22 protein-coding genes are annotated in these 25,627 nt (G+C 45.9%); 6 read left to right on the top strand and 16 right to left on the bottom strand.

Features of this window, described 5'->3' with window-relative positions; genetic code table 11:
* Positions 1 to 39: 39 nt before the first annotated feature.
* From F4X88_05495 to F4X88_05455, 9 genes are all read right to left on the bottom strand, one after another.
* A complete protein-coding gene (locus tag F4X88_05495) occupies positions 40 to 1,662 on the bottom strand; it encodes a hypothetical protein (GenBank protein MYA55729.1) in 1,623 nt (540 codons plus the stop codon).
* A 169-nt stretch (positions 1,663 to 1,831) separates the two neighbouring features.
* Positions 1,832 to 2,578 carry a hypothetical protein gene (locus tag F4X88_05490; GenBank protein MYA55728.1) on the bottom strand — a complete coding sequence of 249 codons (747 nt, stop codon included), beginning with the start codon at positions 2,576 to 2,578 and terminating at the stop codon, positions 1,832 to 1,834.
* 32 nt (positions 2,579 to 2,610) lie between these two features.
* On the bottom strand, positions 2,611 to 3,324 hold the full coding sequence (gene pduL, locus F4X88_05485; GenBank protein MYA55727.1) for a phosphate propanoyltransferase: 714 nt from the start codon (positions 3,322 to 3,324) through the stop codon (positions 2,611 to 2,613).
* A 79-nt stretch (positions 3,325 to 3,403) separates the two neighbouring features.
* Positions 3,404 to 3,679, bottom strand: coding sequence for a BMC domain-containing protein (locus F4X88_05480; GenBank protein MYA55726.1), 276 nt, complete (start codon positions 3,677 to 3,679; stop codon positions 3,404 to 3,406).
* Positions 3,680 to 3,835: 156 nt separating this feature from the next.
* Positions 3,836 to 4,732: a tetratricopeptide repeat protein gene (locus F4X88_05475; GenBank protein ID MYA55725.1), complete on the bottom strand. Its 897-nt coding sequence runs from the start codon at positions 4,730 to 4,732 to the stop codon at positions 3,836 to 3,838.
* 30 nt (positions 4,733 to 4,762) lie between these two features.
* Positions 4,763 to 5,761, bottom strand: a complete 999-nt coding sequence (locus F4X88_05470; GenBank protein MYA55724.1) for a hypothetical protein — start codon at positions 5,759 to 5,761, stop codon at positions 4,763 to 4,765.
* Between the two features lie 65 nt (positions 5,762 to 5,826).
* Positions 5,827 to 6,795 (bottom strand): hypothetical protein, encoded by a 969-nt coding sequence (locus F4X88_05465; protein ID MYA55723.1) that lies wholly within the window; start codon positions 6,793 to 6,795, stop codon positions 5,827 to 5,829.
* Positions 6,761 to 7,720, bottom strand: a complete 960-nt coding sequence (msrP, locus tag F4X88_05460) for a protein-methionine-sulfoxide reductase catalytic subunit MsrP (GenBank protein ID MYA55722.1) — start codon at positions 7,718 to 7,720, stop codon at positions 6,761 to 6,763. Before msrP ends, F4X88_05465 begins: the two co-directional genes overlap by 35 nt.
* 136 nt (positions 7,721 to 7,856) lie before the next feature.
* On the bottom strand, positions 7,857 to 8,876 hold the full coding sequence (locus tag F4X88_05455) for a hypothetical protein (GenBank protein ID MYA55721.1): 1,020 nt from the start codon (positions 8,874 to 8,876) through the stop codon (positions 7,857 to 7,859).
* Positions 8,877 to 10,294: 1,418 nt separating this feature from the next.
* Between F4X88_05455 and F4X88_05450 the strand changes: the two genes are divergently transcribed.
* The 5 genes from F4X88_05450 to F4X88_05430 all read left to right on the top strand — a co-directional run bounded on the left by F4X88_05450 (position 10,295) and on the right by F4X88_05430 (position 16,578).
* Entirely contained in the window at positions 10,295 to 11,227 is a 933-nt protein-coding gene (locus F4X88_05450; GenBank protein MYA55720.1) for a hypothetical protein, read from the top strand.
* Positions 11,228 to 11,245: 18 nt separating this feature from the next.
* Complete coding sequence (locus F4X88_05445; protein MYA55719.1) at positions 11,246 to 12,286, top strand: hypothetical protein; 1,041 nt, start codon at positions 11,246 to 11,248, stop codon at positions 12,284 to 12,286.
* Positions 12,287 to 12,571: 285 nt separating this feature from the next.
* Complete coding sequence (locus F4X88_05440; protein MYA55718.1) at positions 12,572 to 13,549, top strand: hypothetical protein; 978 nt, start codon at positions 12,572 to 12,574, stop codon at positions 13,547 to 13,549.
* Between the two features lie 57 nt (positions 13,550 to 13,606).
* Positions 13,607 to 15,136, top strand: a complete 1,530-nt coding sequence (locus F4X88_05435; GenBank protein MYA55717.1) for a hypothetical protein — start codon at positions 13,607 to 13,609, stop codon at positions 15,134 to 15,136.
* Positions 15,137 to 15,147: 11 nt separating this feature from the next.
* Complete coding sequence (locus tag F4X88_05430; GenBank protein ID MYA55716.1) at positions 15,148 to 16,578, top strand: VWA domain-containing protein; 1,431 nt, start codon at positions 15,148 to 15,150, stop codon at positions 16,576 to 16,578.
* 34 nt (positions 16,579 to 16,612) lie between these two features.
* Here the strand turns inward: F4X88_05430 and F4X88_05425 are convergent, their stop codons facing one another.
* The 5 genes from F4X88_05425 to F4X88_05405 all read right to left on the bottom strand — a co-directional run bounded on the left by F4X88_05425 (position 16,613) and on the right by F4X88_05405 (position 24,080).
* On the bottom strand, positions 16,613 to 17,611 hold the full coding sequence (locus tag F4X88_05425; protein ID MYA55715.1) for a terpene cyclase/mutase family protein: 999 nt from the start codon (positions 17,609 to 17,611) through the stop codon (positions 16,613 to 16,615).
* 87 nt (positions 17,612 to 17,698) lie between these two features.
* A complete protein-coding gene (locus tag F4X88_05420; protein ID MYA55714.1) occupies positions 17,699 to 18,823 on the bottom strand; it encodes a zinc-binding dehydrogenase in 1,125 nt (374 codons plus the stop codon).
* Between the two features lie 43 nt (positions 18,824 to 18,866).
* A complete protein-coding gene (locus F4X88_05415) occupies positions 18,867 to 20,030 on the bottom strand; it encodes a VWA domain-containing protein (protein MYA55713.1) in 1,164 nt (387 codons plus the stop codon).
* Positions 20,017 to 20,916, bottom strand: a complete 900-nt coding sequence (locus F4X88_05410) for a hypothetical protein (GenBank protein ID MYA55712.1) — start codon at positions 20,914 to 20,916, stop codon at positions 20,017 to 20,019. Before F4X88_05410 ends, F4X88_05415 begins: the two co-directional genes overlap by 14 nt.
* Before the next feature lie 113 nt (positions 20,917 to 21,029).
* The gene (locus F4X88_05405; protein ID MYA55711.1) at positions 21,030 to 24,080 is read right to left on the bottom strand and encodes an N-6 DNA methylase; all 3,051 of its coding nucleotides are present in this window, start codon (positions 24,078 to 24,080) and stop codon (positions 21,030 to 21,032) included.
* Positions 24,081 to 24,448: 368 nt separating this feature from the next.
* Here F4X88_05405 and F4X88_05400 point away from each other — a divergent pair, with 368 nt between their 5' ends.
* Positions 24,449 to 24,787 carry a fibronectin type III domain-containing protein gene (locus F4X88_05400; GenBank protein ID MYA55710.1) on the top strand — a complete coding sequence of 113 codons (339 nt, stop codon included), beginning with the start codon at positions 24,449 to 24,451 and terminating at the stop codon, positions 24,785 to 24,787.
* A gap of 305 nt (positions 24,788 to 25,092) precedes the next feature.
* On the opposite strand, the gene F4X88_05395 is transcribed toward F4X88_05400, so the two are convergent.
* Both F4X88_05395 and F4X88_05390 read right to left on the bottom strand, forming a co-directional pair.
* Entirely contained in the window at positions 25,093 to 25,368 is a 276-nt protein-coding gene (locus tag F4X88_05395) for a hypothetical protein (GenBank protein ID MYA55709.1), read from the bottom strand.
* A 2-nt stretch (positions 25,369 to 25,370) separates the two neighbouring features.
* Entirely contained in the window at positions 25,371 to 25,607 is a 237-nt protein-coding gene (locus F4X88_05390) for a hypothetical protein (GenBank protein ID MYA55708.1), read from the bottom strand.
* Positions 25,608 to 25,627: the final 20 nt, after the last annotated feature.

Genomic DNA, 25,627 nt, shown 5'->3' with positions numbered 1-25,627 from the left:
AAAAGCCGCGCAAAGCCTGTGATACCTCTAATAAACGTATTAACGTCTCCGTTTCGTCCGTTCCGTTGTCCGACTCCGGTTGTCATCGTCATCATTTCTATTGCTGGAGCTACTACGCGATGAGCTCGAACTTGATGTTGTCGGGCGGGTCCGAGACTTTGTGGAAGAAGAAGATGAACGGCTTACACTTGAACGTGAGCGCGTCGAACTCGAACTTGATGTCGAACTTGAACGACTGATACGAGACCTCTCAGTTGAACGGCTTACACTTGAACGTGAGCGCGTCGAACTTGAACTTGACGTTGAACTCCTATACTTTGAACGCGAATCATTACTCGTCCCAGATGAGAATGACCGGGTTGAAGAAGAGGTCGAACGTCTATAAAGCGGTGTCGTTCGCTGCCTCTCTACGGAACTTCTATAGCTGCTCACACCCTGTGCTGTTCCACCCGTATAACGTCGCTGCTTGCTAAGTGCACCAGAGTATGTGCTTCGCCGGACACTGCTCCGCTGGAGTGTTGGGGCAGAGGCACGCGAGCGCTGTTTCTCCAAAATAATTGATTGGCGCGCCATCCGTTCCGTTGTCGCGGGTGTCTGCCTCCGATGGTTTTCAAGCGTGGTGCGGATGTTTCTCCTAACTGTTGTCCGCTCACCTTGACGACTGGTCGCAGTCAATCGGCTACGACTGTACTGCCGACGCGCTGTTTCATGCTCTGCACTCCACCGATTTAAACGCGTCCGTCGCTGATAGACCTTCGGTGTTCCACGATAGCGACCATAGTGACCATGGTAAGAACCATAATACGGTGAATAACCGCGGTAGTACGCACCTGAATGATACCTACGGTAACGTCCAAGATACCCACCATAATACGAACGGATTGAGAGATAGTGGTGATCGTAGATCGGATAGCTCCATCGGAGATAGTAGTCGTAGTCCGTCGCGTAATAGATGGGACCATCGTAAAAATAGAGGTAGGTGTAACGGTGCCACGGACGCCAACGATAGGTCGGTGTATACCGCTGAATCACTTTAACCTTCGGTTGTCTCCGATACGTAGATACTTCAAGATGCTCTACGTCAACCTGTTCGCCACCCTCTGCGACGATATGCAGTTCCATCCAGCCATTTTTGACGTGACCCGCCGCAGGAATCTTAATTAATTCAGAACGATTTTTTGCGCGTAGGACGAAGGTGTCCCCGTAGCGTGTCTCTTTAGCATTCTCGTCATGATAGCCGCGACGCGTCGCCTCGCGTTGGATATTACGAATCCAAACGCGTCCGGCGATCGGTTCTTCGTAGTCTTCAATCTCCAGGCGATGGGGTTCCCCTCGATACCGCACCAAAATTTCAATATACTGTGTCCCTGTTGGGATTTCAAAGAGGTATACCGCACTGGCGATCGCGAATTCATAATTATTTGCGTTCTCGGCAGCGTTTGCCCAAGCCGTGAGTCGAACGCCATCTTCAAAACGCGGACTCGCAGTAATTGTTGCATTCCCACGTTCTATCCATTCATCGACATCATTTGCAACGCGGTGCTCTCGACTCAATCGATCCGCGTAATAATCGTAATCCGCAACGGCAGGCACTAACAACCCAGCAATTGCAAAGCAACTGATGAGGCAGACTGCGCTTAAAATAGAAATACGGGTCTTCATGAGAATCCTCCTCCTATGTTCATGTCCTTGATTTGGCATTGTCAATAGGCTTCTACTACCCACCGAGTGCGGTGACGCGTGAGTATCTAAAGTTAGGCGATCTTAATCAAATTGTCATAAAAATGATACAATTTTCCTTAAGAATTGTCAAGCGTTAATCAACGTCTTCTCAATTTTTAGGTATCAGTTCAATACCTCTTTTTTTCGCCTGCTCACGGGCAAGTGGTGTGATAATCGCTGGGTTTGAATAAACTAATTCTCGCACATTCGCATCCAGATTTAAAATAGTCGTTGCGCTAATTAAAGTTTTTTCCACAGCAACACGCGAACCACTCACGCTCTCTACGACCGACTCGGCGATTTGGGTCGTTGGTACCAATTGAACGCCTAATTCGGACAAAGCGTTTACATAATCGTCTTCAAGTCTACTGAAAATAGTACCTATTTTTACGGAAACTTCATTCTGATGAAGTGCGTCAGCGGCTGCGATAACCTTTTTCCCCTTAGAGAGGGCTTCAAACACCAGATAGGTACACGGCGTGTCCACTAACCTTAACGCAAGTTTCGCAGCCATCGGATATGAGAAGACAGGGAGCACAATTTGTGGATACGTTTCCGCAAAAGTTATTATATCGCTGAGAGCATTCTCTTGCAAAACGTTATCTTCACCAAATGCGGCATAAATCGGTTCGAGGTTTGCAACTTTGGTTGCAAGATCGGACAGAATTATTGTAATTTCCCATCCATGTTGTTGGCACGTCTGAAGTTGCTGGATGGGTTCATCCAACGCAAGCTGTGTTGCGCTAAAAATAGCGAGCAGTCGTTTTTCGTGTGTGGTTTGCGTAGAGCCTGATGTTTGCTCTTGCAGGACCCTCTCCACAATTCTCCGAATCTGGTCAATCAGCTCCTGATTCATACTGCCTCAAAATATTGGGAATTCTATACGCCTCAACCGACATCGCGCACGATTTCAACGGGTTCACCGCCTTTTAAACCTGCTGCATTGGCATCGTCGGTATCTAAGTGCATCTGAAGTACATAATCTTCATGAATTTTGGGACGGACGTTTTCAAAGGTTAGCGCACGCTCGCCACGGAAATGCACTTTTAAAAGGTCGTTCTCGTGAATCCCGAGTGCGTTCGCATCTCCGGGGGTCATATGGATGTGCCGCGTCGCACAAATTGCCCCTTCCTCCAAATAAATGCTTCCTGCGGGACCAATGAGGGTAATCGGATCGGCACCGGCAAGGTCCCCTGAGTCTCGAATAGGCGGATTTAATCCGAGCCGGATTGCTTCCGTTTGAGCAACTTCAACTTGGGAGTAATCTCGCACGGGACCAAGAATCCGAACCGCTTCAATAGCACGCATCCGTTTCCCAACGATCGTTAGCGTCTCATTGGCGGCGAAAGCTTCGGGTTGATAGAGGGGAGCGTAGACAGTCAGTTGGTGTCCAGCACCGTATAGAATCTCAAGATGCTCCTGCGTTACATGGGCATGTCGTGCTGAAACGCCAACCGGAATTTGCTGCTGTTGTGCGACGACATCACAAGCACGGTTGCCTGCATCGCAGGTCCGCAAAGCGCAACCGCTACAGGCTTGGTCTGTCGTGAGTCTATTAACAACACGCTGGGTAATCAACTCAACAAGGGCACGGTCTGGCATCTATGTTCTGCCTTCTTGGTTAGGATATACTGAACGCCATAGAACAAGGCACGTCCAATGAATCCGCGAACTCCCAAATTTAAGATTTTGGCAACATAGTTTCGACTTCAGCGTGCGGTCGTGGAATCACATGAACTGAAACTACTTCACCGACGCGCGCCGCAGCCTCGGCCCCAACATCCGTTGCAGCTTTCACAGCACCAACATCACCACGAACCATGACAGTCACGTAGCCAGCACCAATTTGCTGATAACCAATAAGATGAACATTTGCCGCTTTCACCATAGCATCGGCAGCTTCAATGCTCCCAACTAAGCCTCTCGTTTCAACTAAACCCAATGCCTCTCCGGTCATATTAATTCTAATCGCCTCCTATTGGAAATTAATTCAAGAATAAAATCAAGTTTCAACGTGTGAGTCGGACAGTCGCAGTTATTTTCTGATCGCGAATCCGCGGGCAAAAAAAGGGAAGATCAGGCAGAATGCTAAAATTTCACCCTGACTCCACCCTTATAGTATATCACAATTTCTTACTTTTTTCAAGAAAAAACTAAAAATGCGTTCATACGTTTCTTGGACATCTATCTCTGCCTTATCGACTTCGCCTAATTTTTGGTGCGCGAAGGCACGCCAGAGGTAAACTTGTGTCAGCGCGTTCGGTTCACCCTGCCATGTGCGAATTGTTTCGGTGAAAAGGTCTACAGCGTTCCTATAATCAGCGTTTGCCGATACCTGTTCTCCCAAGCGGGCATGCACCTGCGCTCGATGGATATACGCACCCGAGAAACGCTGTTCCAAACCGATAGCCTGATTCAAATCTGCCAAGGCGAGTCTTAAACGATCTTCGTCACTTTCGGTGGAAAGCCGTAGATAGGCATTACCACGGGCGTAGTAAGCCGCTGCACTCGGTTGCCGTTTAATGACAGTGTTGTAGTCGGCGAACGCGCCCGCAATAGTTCCCTGTTCAAAATAGGTATGTGCCCGCCTTTGCATAACACGGGCGTTCCACCTTTTTTTTAGTGAGGCTGAGTAATCTGTAATAGCCTGTTGCATGTCGCCTAACGCTCGATACGCATCGCCACGACTTGCGAACGCATCGGCGTGATACCGATTCAGGTCTAACGTTCGGGTGTAATCCGAGATGGCTGCTTTATACTGTCCCGCACGATAATATGCCAGTCCGCGTTTCACGTAAGCTTCAGCATATTTAGGTTCCGTCTCAATAGCGCGTGTGAACGCCGCTATTGCGTGTGGAATCTTCCAGGTCCGCAACGATGCTGTCCCCTCCCGCACCTCTGCTTGCGCCTGTGGGTTTGCACCCTTTATTGCATCCCATGTTACAAAACGGGCGGCGAGAATAATCGTAAGGATCAACACTGGAATCATGATATAAAGGAGTGGTCGCATGGTGAGTGTCTTTCTGACGAAAATATCCGTTCAGTCAGATTTTGGCTTTCGGGTGCCGCTATAGAGGTGATGGATATTTTTACCTAACTTCAGCACATCTACAGACGGATACGTCTCTGCTAAATCAATTTCAATATACGCAGGAATTCCGGGTCGACCGCTGTAGCCTGTGGAAAAAATGAGTTGGCTTTCACCGAACGTCGCGATACCATCTCTGACATTCCGCCTTGGAAAATAGTGGATCGGGGTGTGCCCGACAACAAGGATATTCCCATGGATGGCTTCAAGGAAATTTTTAATGTGCGTCAAGGTGTATCCACCACTATAAGTAATCTCTGGACGATGCCAAAGGAGTTCCTCAAGGGTTTTGGGGTTCGGATTTATCAGATCAGCAAGGTTTGTGACAAAACGCGCGGGACCCGCATGGATACCAACGAAGCCGTTTTTGCCGACGACCACCGTCGGGAGATTCATCAGAAATTCGTAGTGTGCGTCCGTCATTCTTTCGATAAAATTGAACTGCTCATAGTAGGTGCCGAGAGGACTTTCGTATAAAGTGCGAATAAAATGTTTCCGATTCTCTACTGTCATCCCTTGTCTTTTGAGCATTGCGTAAGCATCTGCAGCAGCGAATTCGTGATTTCCTCGAAGATAGATAATCCTTTTACCCTTATCGCCGAGTTGTCTATGGAGTTCCATAACCCGGTCAATGATAAGTGTATCCCCATACGGGGGGTGTCTCGGTTCATCGGGCTTATAATCAACCGCATCACCGAGTATCAATCCGTAAACATCTTCATCCGCTTGAATGCGTTCCACCAGTCTCGTGAGTTGGAGCCATTGGTTAAAATCGTCCCAATGCGCATGTAGATCGGAAACAATATAGAGAGTGCCGTGATCCGGGAGAACAACGATGTGTCCATCGCGCGTCAGTTGGTTAGGATACTGCGCGAGGCGTTTGGGTTGAGCGGTCGCAACGGAAGTGAAACAGATAAAGCAGAGTGTGAGGGCAATAAGTGAAATGTTCATAATAGCATAGTCCGTAATCTCCAAACCCGCCCGACCGAACCGCAAGGTAAAATTAAAAAGTAAAATTAAAATCTAAAGAATGGGTCTATGGTGTCTTCTTGCTGCGCGAGTCTATTCAAGTGCCGGCGTCTCCGATGCCAGCAGACGAGATAACCGATAAGGCCAAGTCCACCGAACCCCCCCCACAGGACATAGGAATTAGAAAACAGAGATGCCCAGTGATAACGTTCCGTCAACGATTCACGCCAAAGCATATCATAAGTGGCAAGATCCCATCCAACGACAGTTTCAAAAGCAGTGTTAAAATTGCTGCCAGCGTGGAGTTCCTCGATGAGCGAAAACAGCACATCCCGCCCTTTGACTTCGACCAACCAACGGACGGTATCCTGACTTTCAGCATACGCCAAATCCGCCCCGGCTTGCGTTCGTGGAAAACCCCGCTCCAGTTCTTGAAGCGGTATAATAGATTTTGAAAAAATATGTTTTAGCAATGTTTCGTGGCGACTCGGCACCCACTCCTCAGCGAAATAAATTGCGATACCTTCTATGAACCAGAGTGGGATTTCCTTGACGGCTCTGCGGGTACACTGTCCGAAAAGAACATGTGCAATCTCGTGACGCAAAACTTGCACCAACTGTAACTTCGCAAGGGCAATATGCTTCGGGTTTTGGATAACGATACGCCGACTCAATGGAAAGGCGCATCCAACCGCCCAATCCTGAATCGGCGCGTGAACCGAATTTTGAAACTCCTTTTGTGTGTCGCAGACCCAGATGTCAATCATTCCCGGTGCCATGCGGCTGGTCAACTGCGGCAATTCAGCGTAAAAATCCTCCGCAACCTGAAGAATTGACACTGGATCCGCTGTCCCCTTTTGGTAGTAGACTCGGAAGTGCGAACTCTCCACGGATTGCCACGTAGCAGCGAACGAAAGCATAGGAACCAGCAATAAGATAAAAACAACCTGCTTTGTCTTCAGCCGTTTTGAAAAACGTGCCTTAATAGAGGTGCGCGACATAACTGCCATAGCCATTGTAAATCTTCGTTGGGTGTCTTTCGTTCGTGCCAATCATCCGTTCGCGGGCTTGCGACCAGCGAGGATGCGGCACATTGGGGTTGACATTTGCGTCAAAGTCATATTCCCTCGGGGCGAGCGTATTCCAAAAAGTCCGCGGCTTCTGATCAGTCAACTCAATACTCACAATGGATTTGATACTTTTAAATCCATATTTCCAAGGCACGATCAGCCGAATGGGTGCACCGTGCTGCGGCGGCATGATATGCCCATAGATGCCGACAGTGAGTAGCGTCAAATCGTTCATTGCCTCGGCGAGCGTTAATCCTTCAAAGTAGGGCCACGGCATACGGAGATCATTTTGTTCCGGTGCCATGTCGGCATCCAAAAATGTGAGCATCCGAACGTATTTGGCTTCAGCCTTCGGTTGAACTTTGTCAAGCAGTGCTTTCATTGGAAAGCCGATCCAAGGCACCACCATCGCCCAGGCTTCAACACACCGGAATCGGTAGATACGCTCTTCAAGCGGCATCTGCTTGATTAAATCGTCCACATCCAGGGTCATCGGCTTTTCGACCAATCCCGATATTTCAACTTCCCAAGGGCGTGTTCTGAATTTATCCACCTTCTTCCAAACAATGTCTTTTCTATTGGTAAATTCATAGTAATTGTTGTAAGTAGCAGCAATAATTTCATCGGTTATTTGTCGAGTTACAGTGAAGTTCGCATTATTTTCAGCATCAAGTTTTTGCGCACGGAAAGGTTCTAACTGCTTTTCGACCCCTTTATTCTGGGCGCACGCATTTGAACTCGAAAAGAGCAACGCACCCGCGCCTGCTATCCCCAAGTCTTTGATGAATTTTCTGCGATTCGTATAATCCGACTCAGATGTCGCTTGATTTTCAGGGATCTCCCATCCCTTCGGAATTTTAATATACGCCATAATATTTTCCTCCGTGTCTGAGAATTTGTTACAGGTTTTTTCAGGATACGGGATATAGATAGTATAGCGGTTTTTGGGCTTTTTTTCAAGAGAAATTAAAAAAACGTAGACCCGATCACGAACCATCTCTGAATTTTTACCTGGACTTTGCTGTTCTATGCGGGTTGCAAATCCCACAAGGGTCATAATTCTTTTCGGCTTCATCGAAATAAATCGCAAATTTTTCCACACCGCGCTCCACCAAGAACTCGCAAGCGTAGGTATGATATTTTTTGCCTGTCCGCGTGATATAAACAATTGGCTCTGGCGGATCCGGCCACAGCAACAAAAGTGACGCGAAGCTAACAACAAACAAAACACCTAAAAACAGGGCAGTCCGTTTCCACCAGTGCGAAGTTCTATGCTTTGCTTGTGCGTCTGTGGTTAAAGCCGCTGCCGATACAGGTTCCCAATTCTCAATGCCCCATTCAAAATTTTCCCTATTGATTTCAGCAAACCAATTGTTGTATTTATTCTCGCAGAACTCCCAATGCCGGGGATCCGTGCCAACAGCGAGCACCCCATACCGCGTGTTTGTAGCACTCATATAACTTTTCAACTGTGCTCTTGCTCGTGCTCGTAGGATGGGGAGCGGTAATATCTTGCACTCCGCCTGCGAACCGGCGGCACCTGTCACTTGAACGAGAATCGCTTTGCGCTCCATGTTATCTGGTGTGTTAAAGAACACCCCGAACCCGTCAATCCCATCATCGCCAACTTTTTGTGGGTTGGATGCCAAGCCGTCTATGAGTGAGATCGTCCAGTCTTGGAACTTGAATGGAGCAGTTCTGGCGAGCTGACGGGCAGTGTCCATATCAACAGGCACACCTTGGCTTGGAAGCTGCGTTATACCGTTGGGTGCGAGGCGGTAGCGGTTTATCAAACGGAGTGCGAAGGGGAGGATGTCTATACCGATCACATCCCTTCCGTTTTTCGCGGCAGCTTCTATCGTCGTGCCACACCCCGCGAACAGGTCCAGCACGAGATCGCCGGGATTAGATGAGGCTTTGATGATGCGTTCGTAAAGTGTGAGCGGCTTTTGGGTAGGGTAGCCGAGACGTTCGCTAATCCTTGAAAACTTTGTTGTATTTCTCGTTGGAGTTGAACGGCGGGTCAAGGCAGATCAGGTCGATACACCTGTCCTCAAAGTCCGCCATAATATCAAGGCAATCGCCGTAATAGAGCGTGTTGGGTGCAAATCGAATGTTCATAGTCCTCTGGCAGGCTGCAACATGAGAGAAAGGCATACCCTTTTCTCTAAATATAAGAAAATGACAGGACTATAGGGGTGAGCGCGCGGAGAGGCGCGTCGAGAGGGAATAGAAAGGTATTCGGAAACCACCTTCCCTATAGGGTGCTGGTTTCCATTAATCTCACATGCAAAGGGTATGTTGTGATATAATAGAAACCAGCGCTGTCATACCAGTACTATGGCAGTGCTAAAGCGTCGGAGATATTTGCGGTATCTCCGGCGCGCCTAATGAATTAGGCAGCTGCCCTAACGTGAACAACTCTTTATTAGCAAAGATGCTTTCAAAGCCTTGCGTTCACGTCAAATATATTATAGCAAAAAAGAAAATTTTTGTCACAAATTTTTTTTGAGGACTCCATAGGCATCAGCGGATACGAGACGCGATACTCAAAAACGGCACTTGATACACAGAAGTCCCTAAAAATCCGCGTCAATCCGCGATTCAGATTTTTTTTGCAACTTTTTTAGATTTTGGTGTATAATATCCTAAAGGATTTTATTCGATTTCCACTTTCTGACGAAAACAGCGGAGTTATTTGAACAGTGTTAGCAAAACATCGGCACACTCTCATTCTACTCGTAGGACTCTTGTATATCTATTCGGTGTGTCCGTTTCTATGTGCGACTTTAGAGCAAAAATCCTGTCACACCGTGCTTCCGGAAGTCCTGAGTGGAGATACCAATACTCAATCAACCTGCTGCCAAATCACCAAAACAGACACAGCGGGTGATGCCGATGCTCCATCAGAGAGCGGTGATCCGTGCTGCTCAAAAGATTTAGAACTTGTTTTTCCAGACGATAGATACAACCCGCATGAATCCCGTGAGTCGCTTGAGCAGTCTCTCGTCTCAATTCTTCCTATCTCAGTAACTTTACCTGTTACACCGTGGGAATCATTCAAAAATTCCCCCGTGCCTTTAACCTCCACGTTTTTCCCTGACCACCCTCTATCCCATAGGGGTCCTCCGTTTACCCAGTGCTAAGTGAGTTCCACAAAAGACGCTTAAGCACGCCTCTATTCCTTAATCCCATTACTTTTTTCATAGCGTTTTCTTGGGCTTCCTTTTTATAAAGGTTTGCCAGAAGAACTTGTTAATAAACCTGTGGCGCGAGGTTTCATGTCTCGCCGCGTTACACTATTTTTCATAGAGAGAAAATTAAAATTATGAAAATCCGTCTGTTTTTATGCACGCTGTTGTTCACTTCGGTATTTATCTCTTTCGGGTTCGCACAAGAAAGTTGTCCCGCTTGAAGTAATCCCGTCTTACCGCCCAGCGGTCTGATGAATGAAGTCAGTTTGGCTTCACAAGAGATAGATCAGTTTCGAGTAAATATCAATATGTTAGTGTCCCCTGACGCACAGGGTGGACATCTTGAATCAAGGGGACTTTCACCAACAGGAAAAGTAGTTGATACCCCTTTACATAGACACCATGTAGGGTTGAGCACTTACCGAATGGATGTTGGAGTCCAGTACTTGCTGAACGATCAGTGGACGCTACAAGCAAACATTCCGTATGCAGTCAAGAACCAGGACGCAAGTATTGAGTGGATTGATCCAGTAAGTCCTGAAGATAGGGAAGCGATCTTGCGGAGTCGGGATATCCATCATAGAGATGAAACCTACGCCGGACTTACGGATTCAGATCTGTTTTTGGGTTATAAAATCCGCGGACTCTTTAGAACGGATGACCTACTGTTTGCGCGGTTGGGCAGCACACTTCCGGTTGGCAAAACCGAGGAAGATCCTTGGAAACTCGGAGATGCGGGCATTGAACATCTCCATATCCAGTTCGGGACCGGTACCTTCAACCCAATTGCCAACTTGCAATACAGTTTACCGCTCTACCGAGGTCTGACGATTATGGCTTCTACACGCGGAACGTTTCCGTTCTATGAGAACAGCAAGACGTATCGAGGTTCAGTAGAGTTAACTTACACAGCTGGCTTTATGTATCGCCTTTCCGATTGGTTTTCATTTAACGCGAACTATCTCGGATTTTATCAATCCTCTGCCGCGTGGGCTGGGGAGCGTGACATCAACACCGGACTGCATTATACCATGGCAGCGCTGGGGATGTCCGTGGTAACGCTAAACGGCATCTCCGTGTCTGCGAATTTCATGTTTCCACTGACGCAAGAAACGCTTTACGATGGCGGCGACGCAATTGAATTTGGAAATTTGGTCTCTTTAGCCACGACCTATTCATTTTAATTTTACGGAGGAACAACGATGCAATCCCAGAATTTTACGTTTTCTTCGATTTTTCGTCCTATGACGAAGGGTGCCTATCTGTATTGCACAATGGCGATAGGGGTCGGTATGCTGTTTTTTGTTCAGGTAGGTTATACACAAGAACATCAGACGCACGACGCTCATGAAATGCATAACACCGCATCTCTCAATGTCGCACTTCATACGGAACCGCAAACCGTTCAAGCGGAAAGGTCTGCAGTGCTGACCTTCCATCTCACCGATGCGAAAGATGAACCCGTTAGCGATCTTTTGGTGCATCACGCTCGTGTGCTGCATGTGCTCGTCGTCAGCGAGAATCTACAGAGTATTGGGCATATTCACCCTGAAGATTTTGAATCTCGCGACATCATGGCTGAATTAAAGGGACGGTATACGGTTCACTTCACATTTCCTGCGGCAGGAAGATACATTCTCGCTGTTGATGTGATGACAATGGGGGCCGAATTCGCGAAATACGTATATGTAGATGTCGTAGGCGAGGAGAAATTGGCTAACATGACAGAGGATTTCCGCCGTGAAAAAGTCGTTTTCGGTTATGCTGACGAAGGCGGCGATCGGTATACGAAAGCCGTTTCTCTGATGGATAAAAAGGGTTCATCTACATATTACGCAAAAATAGAGGCACCCGAACGGATTAAAGCCGGCGAGATGGTACACATTACTTACCATTTTTCGCGCGATGGAGAACCACTTACCGACCTCGTTCCATTTCTGGACGCACCCATGCATTTCGCTATTGTTAGCACGCGCTTAGATGGTGTTGTGCATACGCACGGAACAGTTCCTGGGACTGAGGATACCCGCAAAATGATGAAAGATCCACACGCCGGACACGAAATGAAAAAGTCCGCTATGACTGGGCATCATCAACATGATGGCATCACACCGGAGAAATTTGGTCCCACTGTGATGCTAATGACAACGTTCCCTGAAGTTGGAATTTATCAGATCTTCGGACAGTTGAAGCATGCCGATCAAATTCTATGGTCCAGTTTCATGGTCGAAGTTGAAAAGTAAAGCGGCGCGGGACAATTTTCCAGAATTAAGATCAGTTTCATAGGAAGCCTGCAACAATACGCAGAAATACCGGATTTAGTATGGGAATAGACTGGATTTAGTCTGGCGAGAGACTAAATCCGTAGCGCCAGAACGGATGCGCGTGTGGCATCCGAGGACAACGTGTGGACTTGCGGGACAATGTATTACATCGCAAAAATACGCAGGCGACCCAAGCGGATAGCACTTCAAATATCGAATCCGTTCAATTACGCCGCAAGGTAAAATTAAAAAAGGAGATTACATATGTTTTCCCAAACCTATTGCCAACCTCATAAAGGCATCCTATGGGTACTCGTTTTTTTTATGGCAAGCCTGCCGCTACTTGGGAATGCCCATGAAACCGAGTGGCCCGGTCAAAAATTAGCGGCTATCTTCCCAGAAGCGAAGAAATTCGTCCAGCGCAATGCTGTACTAACCCCAGACAAAATAGCCGCCATTGAAAAGGAACTTGGGGCTAAACTGCGGGCGGAAGACCAGAAACCGATCTTCTATATTCCAATCAGTGAGAAAAAGAAGCCTATGGGTTTGGTGTTTTTCGCTGATGCCAAAGGACCGCTGGGTGTTATTGAGGGAGCAGTCGGACTTGACATGAAGGGAAAAGTTGTAAAAGTGGCAGTCTATGAACACAAAGAATCAGACGCAATTGTCGGAGATGAATTTCTCAAGCAATTCGTTGGTATGGGCATAGACAACGCTTTCAAAGTTGGGGAAGATGTTGAGGCTGCTGACGGGCATGAAGCTGCTTCAAACGCCGTTGCTCTGATTCCGAAAAAAACGTTGGTAATGAGTTATACGCTCTTCCTGAAACGGAAACCGAAACCTGATGTTGCAAAAGTGCCCATGCCTGAGGCACCAGAGGAAGAGATGCCCGAAGCAGAAGACTTGAAAACTCTTATGGCGTTGATGATAGATGACTATTTTGTTGTCGTTGACTACTTTGATGAAAAAGAGAGCAAGGAGAAAGCCATTGCAGCGGCGAAACGACTTGCTAAATATGCGAAGGGGATCTCCAATTTCGAGCCACCCAAAAACGCAGATCAAACCGAGGAGTATCGCTACTTGCAAGACACATTTAGCGAAAATCTCCTTAAATTCGCTGAATCACTTGAAAAAGAAGGTATCTCTGACGAAACGCGTGAGCAATGGGATACCATTGTTACTTTAGTCAATCAGGCACACCTCCGGTTTAGCGAGGAAGAGATTGACTTGGATACATATTAACTGAGGGTGGTTTGTCCGGCGATTCCGTCCTACATCCCCTTTTAGAGGGAATTTATCATGCGTAAAATTTTACTTTTCTGCTTAACAGTCCTTTTTTGTGCCTTGATCGCTGAGAATTCCGCGTTTGCACTACCTGCCTTTTACAAGATGTTCCGTGGCGAATATAGATGGGCGAGTGGATGTAATGTCTGCCATGCGTCAAGGAAAGGCGGCGATGCGCCGAATCCTTACGGCAGAGCGTTTTTACATAATGGGATGAATCCGTCAACGTTCATCAGAATCGCGCAGGAAGATTCCGATAAAGATGGATTTAGTAACATCGCTGAGATCATTGCCCGGTCCTATCCTGGTGACCCAGCGAGTACACCTGAAAATGTCGAGCCTCTAAAAGAAAACGCCGAAACAGATGATGCACTCATGGAAGATGATGAAAATATATTTAGTTTTGACGAGACAGATGAAACCCAAGAAACAGATACTTCTGGATTTTTTAACGACGCGTTCGGGAATCTCGTCTTTGGTGGCGCATTGGATATTCGGCGAATCACTCCCGGAAGCGATTTACTGCCTGATAGAAACAATTGGGGGACGGGTACGACACTCATCCACGTCGCAGAGTTCGTCCTGACAACAAATATAGGCGACCATGTGGGGATCTTAGGGGAGCAACTCCTGACAACCTCTCCTCTTGGCACACAGGTCGCAGATGACCATGGGTTTGTCTACGCCATTCTCACAGGGCTTCCAGTTTTACCGAAGGGTGCGTCTTTGAAAGTGGGACGCTTTCGACACACTTTCGGCATTGATACAAAGTCGGATGCTGCCGCAAATCCGTTGTATAATTTAGTCCGAAAAAATATCGGTTTCATTTCTGATCGCGGGCTACAGTTGAATGGATATGTTGGACCCGTTGCTTACGTGTTATCACTCGCAGATGGACCGGATTCGCTCCGTACCGTTACGGATGGTACTGTAACGTCTGGTATCCGAATTGGTCCACACGGCAGTGGTGGCGGTGTTTTGAAACCCATCCAAAACAACAGTCCACCTATATTTCTACATGTCAATGGAACGCTGTCGCTCTTAGGTAAGAGGATCTGGCTTGGGGGCTCCTATTTCGATGGCAATAGTTATCCTTTCAATCCGAATAACGGTGATGTGGATCCGTCCACCTTATTCTACAAACGCAGAGTTGGGCTCGTAACGAGTTTCAAGATTTGGCGATTTGATCTCGCTGCTGAATGGGTACGCGGAATAGACATGCATCTCTCGAAATACGCTGAAACACCGATAACGTCAAGCAATCGCACGAGGGCGGTGGAGGGTTATTATCTACACGCAGAAATTCCCTTGACAGAAACCGTGGATGTTCGGTTAAAATATGATGTATGGAACCCAGACATCGAGAAGTATAGAACATTCAATTTCAACCGGACGGATGATGCCCAAACTTGGACAACACTCGGTGGAGCTTTGACGTGGCATTTTACAGAAGGTGCATTGGCACGGATTGTTTACCAAATGAACAACATCGGAAAACCCGGACGCAGTGCGACAATTGTGCCGCAGCTTCTACTTGAATTTTAATCGGAGATCGTATGACTTTTGTTAAGCAAGGTTTAGTTTCCAAGCAGCACCAAAAAGGCTGGATATGCTGCTTGCTTGTAGTGGGGCTGTTGCTATGCACATTGCAAGCATCGGCACAGATTCGTCCGCCTCGACGGAAACACAGGATTCTGGTAGATCCGGGGGCGAAAAAAGAAAAAGATGTGCTCAAAGCAGATATAGGCGCAAGCCTCAAGGACATCGCAAAACGCGCAACGCAGCACGCTCAAAACCCGAGTGTGGATGTCGTATTCGTCGTTGACGGTAGCAGACAGATGTTGGGACATCTCGCCGACCTTGAAAAGAGGTTCGTTGACATGCTCACCGTTATAGAGACGAAAACGATGGACTACAGATTCGCGTTGGTGAATTTTCATTCCGTATACGAAGAACCACGCGTCAATTTCCATCAATGGACATTCGACTATCTCAATATTGAAAATGCATTCCGGGATATGCGAGTCGAATCCGGAAACAACATTGAATCTGGGTATGGACTCGACGCTGTGGTAAAAGGCTTGAACGAGTTAGAGTTCCGAGAAGACGCAATAACACAGTTCGTTGTGGTGACCAACGCTCGGCTACGCACTTCATGGACAGAAGCGAAGGCGAAAAGTAAAATTAGCCAACAGATTATCGACCTGTGTCGCAGAAATGGGGTCCAACTCAACTGTATCGGTATGAGCGAAAGGGTTCAAGCGGAACTTACGGATGAAACCAACGGTATGTGGTACCCAATTGATTCAAAACAACGACGGATGGACGGACAGCGCATTCGGAGCGGTGGGACAATCGCAGACAAAGCCCTCCTCAGGATCGATGGCTTGTTTAAACGGATTGCCGAGAATCTGGTTGCGAGTAACCCCGGTAAAGTGGACGTTGTGTTCGTTTTCGATTACAGTCTGAGTATGCAAACCAAGACGGATCCGGCATGTGATGGTTTGGATCTCATGGTTTCCGTGTTCAACACAGCCGGATTAGATTACCGATTTGGGATTATCCGGTTTTGGGCGGCAGTCGGCGGCGGGGAAAGCACGATTGTTGTGACCAAACCGCCATTGGAACCTGAGCAAGTAAAATCACTATTTCGCCTCCCAAAAAATGGCGATGAGCATCTATTGGATGCTGTTATTGAAGGCGTGCCAAAACTTCGCACCGAAGAAGGGCGTGATCTCGTCCTCATCATCGTCACTGATGAACCAACAAGCAAACGAGCAGAAAAAGGATATACCGCAGGCAAAGCAATTTCAGTATGTCGAGGTGCGTTTGCTCGGGTTTACGTCATCGGCGGGGTTACCTCCATGCGAAGCAACTCCATCGGAGATAATTTCCAACGGCAGGTCGCTCAGGTAACCAAAGGTGAACACTATATTATGCCGGGGGCATTGGCAAGGCAGGGCATTGGGGCTGATGAGCGGAGGTAAGCGCGCTGTCTCTCCGCCCATAGTGATTTATCGCTCACTGTAAGTTAAGTTCATCTGGTGTCTTGGCATGGATAGCGATAAGAACGAAACAGGTTGACTGTAAATTGGCAGTCGGTTCCGACAGTTCCATCGGTGTATTGCTGACGAAACTGCCATCCGCCTGCCGCACATTTGTTAAATAGTTGATAGCCACCCGACGCGTGTTGAGGGGATCGTTTCCAGCAGCGAGTGCCATAACCGCAATCGCTGTGATTTCTGGATCGCTTCGACTGTTCTTATATCTCCCGAATCCACCATCACTGTTCTGGAACTGCTTCAACCAGGCAATTTGGACATCGATATCGTAAACAGTTTCTAAGCCTTGAACCACCCAGGATGTTATGAAAACGTCAGACCTGCCCCCACGTTCTAATGCCCAGCCGCCATCGAAATTAATGCCTTCCGCCAGCCAATCTGCGCCTTTAGAGATCGGTTCAAAGTTTTGTTTAAAGCCAAGTTCCCGCAGTCCAGCTAATACAGCGGCAGTGTAAAGAACGTTGTCAGGACTCCGTTCTTTTTTTCCCCATGCCCCACTGCGGTTCTGCGCTTTTTTTAACCAGCGGAGCCCATTAAAACGGACTTCAGGATCGGTCTCTGCCGCTGCTAAGGCGATAAGCGCGAACGTCGTATGTGCGGTGTTGTTGTTCCAACCCCCATTATCCAACTGCATATTTCTGAGGTACTGCACCCCGGTTCGGATGACCTGTGATCCAGTGCCCCATCCCGCATCGATCAATGCCCAAACCGCGAACGCGGTACTCTCCACATTGCTATCTTCACCAGGGATGAGGGGCCAGCCGCCGTCTTTATTCTGATGCTGCGCGATGTAGGTTTTCGCATCCTCTATGGTCTTGAAGAGAGGCGGTCCCTCTACTAACAGTTCATCGGAAAGGGGACTATCGCTATCCGCGGCAGATCCGTCTTTAATGCCCCAAAAATAGTTCAACGACAGACAACAACAAATCAAGATGAGCAGGTTTCTGTAGTGTTTCATTTTTTAATGGTTGTCGGTTGTCAGTTATCAGTTAAAAGAGATATCTGATATAACCAAAACCTCTTGTTACTGACAACTGTTTTGCTATTACAACTGCGGTTCAATTACAACTTTGTAAACCCCTTCTTGCCCGAGCATGTCAATACCTTTTTCCAATTGGTGCAACGGTAGGTGATGCGTTATCAATTCATGCAGTGGGGCGCGCGTTATCTGAAGGAAATCCAACGCCGTTTGGAACTGAATCTGCGGATATGCCCATACACCGCAAACGTCTAAATCTTTGTTGCAAATCTGATGGGGGCGGACCCGTATATCTCCCGAATCGGTGTAATGTCCAACTTCGATGACCTTTCCGCCGCGTCGCACGACGTCCAATGCCTCGGAGAAAACCGCGGGTATACCTGCACATTCAATGGCGATGTCTGCGCCGACACCGTTTGTGAGGTCCTGAATCTGTTCGACCCGTTCTTCAGGTGTTGTATCTCCGACATTGATGACTACATCCGCACCCATCTGTTTCGCCATATCCAATCGACTCTCAACGAGGTCAGTAGCGATGATGGTGCCAGCACCGCTATCTCTTAACACAGCGATGACGAGGAGACCGATCGGTCCACATCCGAGAACCGCAACCCGATTCCCGATGCTGTATCCATCTCCGACTTGTGGTAAACCGGGGGCACACGCCCGTTCAACGGCACGTGTCGCAACTGCTACCGGCTCGGTCAACACGCGAATCTCCTCCGGGACGCTTTCCGGCATTTTATACACCCAAGAATTGCCGTGAATATAGGTATACTCGGCGAATTCGCCATTCAGATACGGTGGTGTTTCGCTATTGCTAAATCCATAAATAGTGCGTCCAGTACACAATGTCGGACGACCCGGAACATGCAAGCAGTAGTAACATCTGCCACAGTTCTTTGAACCAGGCACCACAGTCACACGATCACCGGCTTTGATGGGACCCCCCATCACGTTCATAACCTGATTCGCATTTTTACCGATCTCAGCAACCGTGCCAACGACTTCATGTCCCGGAATGACAGGAAATTGTAGGGCAGTATGCCCAAGATACATGTGTTTATCACTGCCACAAATGCCGACTCTGTCCACTTGTAAGAGGAGTGCGTCATCTGCGGGTGACGGTTTCTCAAATTCTCGGATTTCTATCTGCCCCGGTTGGAGCATCACCGCCGCCTGAACTTGCATAGTTAAAATTCCTTATCTTATTTTTTAAATTTATAGGTACCCTTCATCGTGCCCAGAGCGGAATCAATATCCTTGTCAATTGTGCCAAGCTCTCCAAATTGTGTGCTGGAAGGAAATAATCCACGTATGGCAATGCTGTGCGGATACCTCGACAAATCGGCTGATAACCGTCGCTACCGAGTAACGGATTGAGCCAGATTAACCGGTAAGCATGCCGATGGATCATCTCCATAGAACGGCGCAACACATCTACATCGCCGCGATCCCAGCCATCGCTGATGAGGATAACGACTGAACGGTATGCCGAGAAAGACGGCGCAAATTGTCGATAGAACTCCAGCAGACTTTCCCCAATCTTCGTTCCGCCTGACCAGTCCGGCACAACATTCGAGACCTCGTTCAAACCCTCCGCTAATCCTTTCCGTCGGAGGAGTCCAGTGATGTCTGTCAGATGTGTGCTAAAGACTGCGACATCCACTTCTCTCAACTCCTGCTGCATCCCGTAGATGAATTGGATAAGAAACTTGGCGTAACAATCCATCGAACCGCTTACATCACAGAGAAGTAGAATCTTCGTTTTCTTAATCTTCTGCTGTTTCCGGATCAATTCAAGCGGTTCGCCGCCATGAACGAGACTTTGTCGCCAACTGCGTCGGAAATCAATTATTTTCCCCTTTTTACCGACAACCTTTCGGCGACTGAGTTTTGTCGCCAACACTGCCGCCAGTTTCGCGACGATCTCTCGGGCTTGCTCCATATCTTCTTTTGTGAACTCGCTAAAATCTTTCCGACTCAGGAGATCCTCGGCACTATAAGCGACCGGATCGTCTTCCTCTCCTTCCTCACTCTCCTCTGCTTCGGTATCCAACCACTGCTCCACGATGTCCTGCTCATCGCCTGCATCGGAGAGATCTTGGAGCGCAGAGGGTTCAGGGGTCTGCTCCTCCATCTCCACCGCTTGAAACTCAGGACGTGGATATCGCCAAAACAGATTGAAAGCAGTATCAAACGTCTCCCGATCGGATTCTCCAGCGATAAGGTTCGTCCGTGCTGTATGATAAAACACCTCCCGCTCACCGATGTCGATCAGTTGAACGCTCTCACACCAACTCAGTTGGTTGGTCGTCGTCACATTGATGCCCATCTGTCGGAGCAAGCGACAGAAGTCCGTGATTTGTTGGAGTAGGGTCTGTTCAGTCATTTTCATTTTTCTCTAAATAAGCGATGAACGTATCCAGTTCTCTGGAAAGATTGCCAAACAATTTGTCAATCTGTCTTGCGTTTTTCTCTGTTCTTTCGTAAACCAGTTCTTCTCCATAGATGTTATTGAAGACATGGCGAAATTCTAAAAGTTCCTCCAAAATCTCAAAAGTTTCTTGGGAAATCACAGGTGGTCTCCGTTCCGCTTGCGGTTCTGTCATCTGCGTTAGTAATTCTTTATGCCATCTACTTCCGTCAGGTATGCGTAAGTCAACGTCAAGGGCAATTCGTCTAAAAATGTTTTCCATTCCTCTGTAGCAGTCAACGAGATTTTTGGCAATTGTCGTTTCTATCTCTTCTCTGTATTCAACAGGGGCTTTTTTTATTTTTTCTAATCTTTCCTCAATCTTTTTTAGAGTTCCTTCTATTTTACTGCGTTCGTCGGAGATACGTTGGATGAGTTCACTTCTGTCCACTTCGTAGGTTTCTCCTTTTTGAATAAGAATTAGTTGACTCTGAATTCTCTCGCGAAACAGCCCTTTACAACTTTCAAAATCGACTAAGTCAACCTTAAACAATCCGCTGATGTCCGATGCTATTGATGATGCCCGAAAATATTTGTCATTGGGAATTCCCCAAACAGCAATATCAAGATCCGACCATTTCGAGAACGCCTCTGGTTCAGCAAGCGAACCGAAAACGGCAACCTGTGTTGCCTCAAAGTCTTCATAAAGCATTGACGCAATCCGGTGCACGGTGTGCCATGCCCGATGCAGCAATGCCTCATCCACCTTCCGATTTTGAAGATGCTGATCGAGCCGCCGGCTGTATTCCGCTAACTCTTCAGGCGATAAATCTTTCGCTGTGCGATGGGTATCTGTGGGGTGATGCATACCACTATCTCCTTAGAGAATAGGATAGCATGAAACGGTCTGGCGTGCAACAAAAAAGGGACAGTCTTTTTCATCACTTCCCTCAAATGATCAGCCAGATATAAGTGTGGCGTTTAATTTTTAATTTGCGTTAGCGTCTTGTTTATCTTTTCTAATTCTTTTTCTCGCTTTAAAGCGTCTTTGACAAACTCATCAAGGGGCCGAGGAACTGTGAGACCAAAATCATCTATTTTGTCAATATCAAGGTTGTTTATATTTTGACCTTTAAGCCCCGCAACAAATGCTCGGAATTTCTCTGAAAGAAGTCTATAAAACACTGCTTTTGCAAGCGTGTTATCAAGAAACCTAAAGATTCCAAGAAATCCGCCAACAACATAACCATCCAAATTTTCGTCAACCCATACTACTTTACCTAAGTGTTTTAGGCTTCCACTAGCGTTGGAAATGATAATATCTCCTGAGCGAGGCAGTAACTCACCTGGCATTGTAAATTCGTCTCTAAGATATAAGAGTTTTTCGTTTAAGTCAATCCTCGCTTTTTCAAGCGATAGATTGCTTGCGGTAAGAACGCGATTCTGAGTTTGATAAGGAACTTCTTCAGATTGCTTACTATAGGTCAGTCCTGTAGTGTAGAATAAATCACCACTTTTTCTCAACCTGGATAGAGAAATTTCTAATTGCTCATAGTTATCAATAAAATCACCGAAGGGTGAATTTGATTTTACAGAAAGATGACGCGAGGAAAAGAATTTAGATGGATTATCCATAACCAGAGTTGCTGATTTGCTAATTGCCTCCAAAAGAGTCACTCGCGTGAGATTTGAAGCAATAGATTCGTCAATTTCTGGTTCTTTACCAAGAAAAGCATTCCGAATGTAGTAATCTATTTTACTTTTATCTTCTTCGCCTTGTAAACTAAATAATTTTGTCGCTATTTCTCCGGAGCCTGTCTTGAGAATGTCAATGTCCTCCTGTCCTCTAGACTTTGAAAATCTATATCCTAGAAAATTTTCTTGGTCTTTTTTCTCTCCTGCGTATCCTAGATAGACGTTCCTATTTTGTTCAACCATCTGGAGAAGTACCCTATAGGTTAAACTTGAAATCTTTAACAATCCATTTGTAGTGAATTCGGATGTCATAGTTTCAAGTATGGAAGCGTCATTCGTAATGGATTCTTGGATGTGTTCAGCCGGAATTTGTGTTTTTAAAGAAATGTCTGCTAGTTCCTCATTTGCCTTTATTTGGCTTAGATTTCTGAGTGCTTTAATAGAGTTGGTAATTGTCCCCATATTTCGCTTTTGGGCAAAAAGTGCTGTTGTCGTAGTGTTAGTAGGTTTGAAGGTCTTATCACGTAATTCCACAACAGCGACAACTTCAAAGCACAAAAACAATATTCTACGAGTACTAATATAAACACTGCTTTCATTGTTCAAAATGCTCAAGGGGAGTATAATCCCTAAATAACCATCATCCTTTAAAAGTTGAAATGCTCGCTCTAAAAATAAGCATTCTATTTCAGAGCTTTTGGAAGTTACCTTCTCAGCGAGTGCGAAGTCCTTCTCATTTTGCAAATCCTTTTTGAAGCCTGAGATTGAAAATGGAGGATTAGAAACAAGTATATCAAAGTTCCCTAATAGCTGTCCCGGCTGCTCTTTCTTCAATTGTCCCTGAAAATTTGGTTCTCTCTGGAAAGAACCAAGACCGTCGGCATTCGCGATTATGGCATCACCATCGCCATTCAAGAAAAGTGCTATTTTTGTGGTTTTAGCGAGACGATAATCTTTTTCAATGCCATAAATATAATCTTTAGCCCAATAGAAATTATCTCGTATTGCTAGAAAATGCTTCTGTGCTCGCCCGATTAAATGCCTGTAATCTACTTGTTTTAGAACTCCTTCAATTTCATCTATGGACTCAGTTAGAAAATGTCCAGCTCCACATGCAAAATCAATCACATACGGAATAATCTCCTGATATTTGCTGTCTATTGCCTTTTCAACCAATTGTTTTATTGGAATTGCACGTATAAAAAATCTTGCCAGCGGAGTAGGGGTAAAAAATTGCCCTGCTTCTTGCTTAATTCCAGAGTTTAGTAAATCCTCAAAAAAATCACCAAGAAATTGGTGTTTCTGAGTGTACTTAATTTGGTATCTCTGTAGTAATTCAACAATCTCTCGGATGATGGTAAAATTAGCGGTATAAGACTGTTTGTTATAAATATCCATAAACGCGAATTCAGAATAAGGAGAAAAATATTCCTCTTCTACAGACATTCCAAGATAGTCCCTAATTCCATGCTGGTAAAGGTATGAAAGCCGTTTGATAAGGGATTCATAATTATCATTTGGCTTCCATTGAAAATCCAGTATCTCGTTAAGGTGGTGAGTATCCTCATCATAAATTTTGCAAACAAACAGGTTGAAAATTTTATTAAAAGCATTGGACTTGTCCGAGATCGCATGTCGCCTGAGAATCTCAGCAAAACTATGGAATAGTCCTTTCCCGCTGTTTTCATCCAATTCTTTGAGATCTGATTTTTTGAGTTCAACACGCTGAATGTTGTAAGACGATGCTTCAGCCTCAAATATACCGCCAGTTACGAATGTTTTGTTCCACGATTTATGCAGCTCCTCATTGTTGCTACCTTTTACAGTTGTTAAATCAATACATTCGGATTGACACTCAACTTTCTCTGAGATTAAAGACGTGTAGAGGATAAGAAACTTAGTAGACCGTTCCTGAACGAGATAAGTGAAAAGTTGACCTCCATCTTCAAGAAGATTGTTTCGTTCCTTTTCATACTCCTCACCCCATGTTTTGCACTCGATCATCGCGAAGACATCTGGTTCTCCATCCTTAATGAAGATATCAAGGCGTCCACTTGTGCCATGACCGGATCTCCATGTCCTCTCCAATTCAATGGATTCAGGTCTATAGCCTTTTTGTAAAAGCCTGACTACACATTCGAGAACAACCAAATTTTCATCTTTAGTCAGATTTGAAGTGGTCTTTTGCCAAACCTTAATTTTCGATCCGTAGTCAATTTTGGAATTTTCTGGCTTTCCTAAATTGTATATGATGGAAATTTGGTAACCACCAATTTCAATGACAAAAAAATTACTTTTGGGCTCTAAAAACCCGATTTTTATAAGTTTTTCTTTCATTATACTAACTATTTCCCATATTTTGAGTTCCCGACCAGAGTCGTAATTTTATCTGGCGGAGTTTCCGAAACGTTTGAATACTCTACCGCTGTATTTATCCTACATAATAACTTATGGATAGGTGATTGTCAAGAAAATTTCGTTTGAAAATGGCGTGTGAGAGTGCTACAATATCTTCAGTCTTTTTACAAAAATCTCGAATCCAGAGCTGCGTATTGCGTATAAAAATCATACCGAAACACTTCACTGCTCCATTAAAGCAATGCTAATTTAATTGACAACACACCCATTTGATGGTATAATCCAAATACAAACTGGATAGTGCTGCTCGCGGCGTTCTCCTTATTTTGATGTATAGGGAAAATATAATGCCTACAATGACTCTAATACCGTATACAATAGCTTGGGATGCACCTGCCAATGATGGTGGTTCTAAGATAGATAAATATCAAGTGCGTTTGGCTATTCACGATGGAGGATATTCGGAGTGGATAGATTTGAATGGCACTGACACAAGATTTGTTGCGTTATTGCCTAACGATGTAGAAATTACCATTGAAATAAGGGCTGTAAATGACGTTGGTCCAGGGGAAGCAGATAGACTTCAAATTAGACCTGTAAGGGAACCTAATCCTAATGATGAAAAAAAACAGATAGGTAACGAGTCTGTGAATATTCATCTGCCGGATCCTTGTAAAATACCCTAAAAGTAAGAGGTATATAATGCCGATAATTATAATGATATGGGACCCACCAACCGATAAGGGAGACACACAGGTCAGGGACTGTGAAATTAGGGTTACTTTTAATCAAGAAAAGGCAGATGAAAATAGTGATAACAATAACCCAACTTGCTAGTTACAGGGTTTTGAGCATTCAGGTCGTGTTTTTGGGTAAAAACAGTTCATTATCTGCGGTGTTTTGTAGCGTAGACTGTTAGTCTGCGTCCTGATATGCACACCCTAACAGGTTATGCTACAAACTGGCAACTTGGGTTAACAATAATAAGAAATCACAAGGTAAGATAGATAGTGTTGTCTGGGATCGAAGTGTTGTTTGGGATGGATCTGAGCCTTTCGACAGGGGCAGGTTGCTGAATTAAGTGAAAACGGTTAGCTGTGTAGGCGTAGTCTTCGCCGCTTTCGTCTATGACGCGGATATATCCGTGAGATGCTGCTTCGTCATCCTGAATCACACGATATATTTCCCCTACTTCAAGAGAGGCAGCATATCCTTCATTATTAAGGCACCGACCGAATTGCGGAAATTGATTCTCTTTTTTGTTCATCTTTAATCAGGAAATGGGAGTTTAATCTTAAATTCTCTCTTGCCGATGTTGTCAGCTTGATACCAATGAACTTCAGCAAGACGGACTGAACCATCAACCAATTGGACGTATGCTACTCCCTTTAGCTTACGCCATTTACCTTGACCATACTGACGTTGTAGCCGAGCGTGGTTTCGGATACCACTGCCGCGACTAATTGTTTCAATTTGCGTGATTTCTCCAATAATTTCAAAATCCATTCCAGTATATCTTCCCAATT

The sequence above is a fragment of the Candidatus Poribacteria bacterium genome (assembly GCA_009839745.1).
In the GTDB taxonomy this organism is placed as follows: Bacteria; Poribacteria; WGA-4E; order WGA-4E; family WGA-3G; genus WGA-3G.
This window is presented reverse-complemented; position numbering and strand designations above follow the sequence as displayed.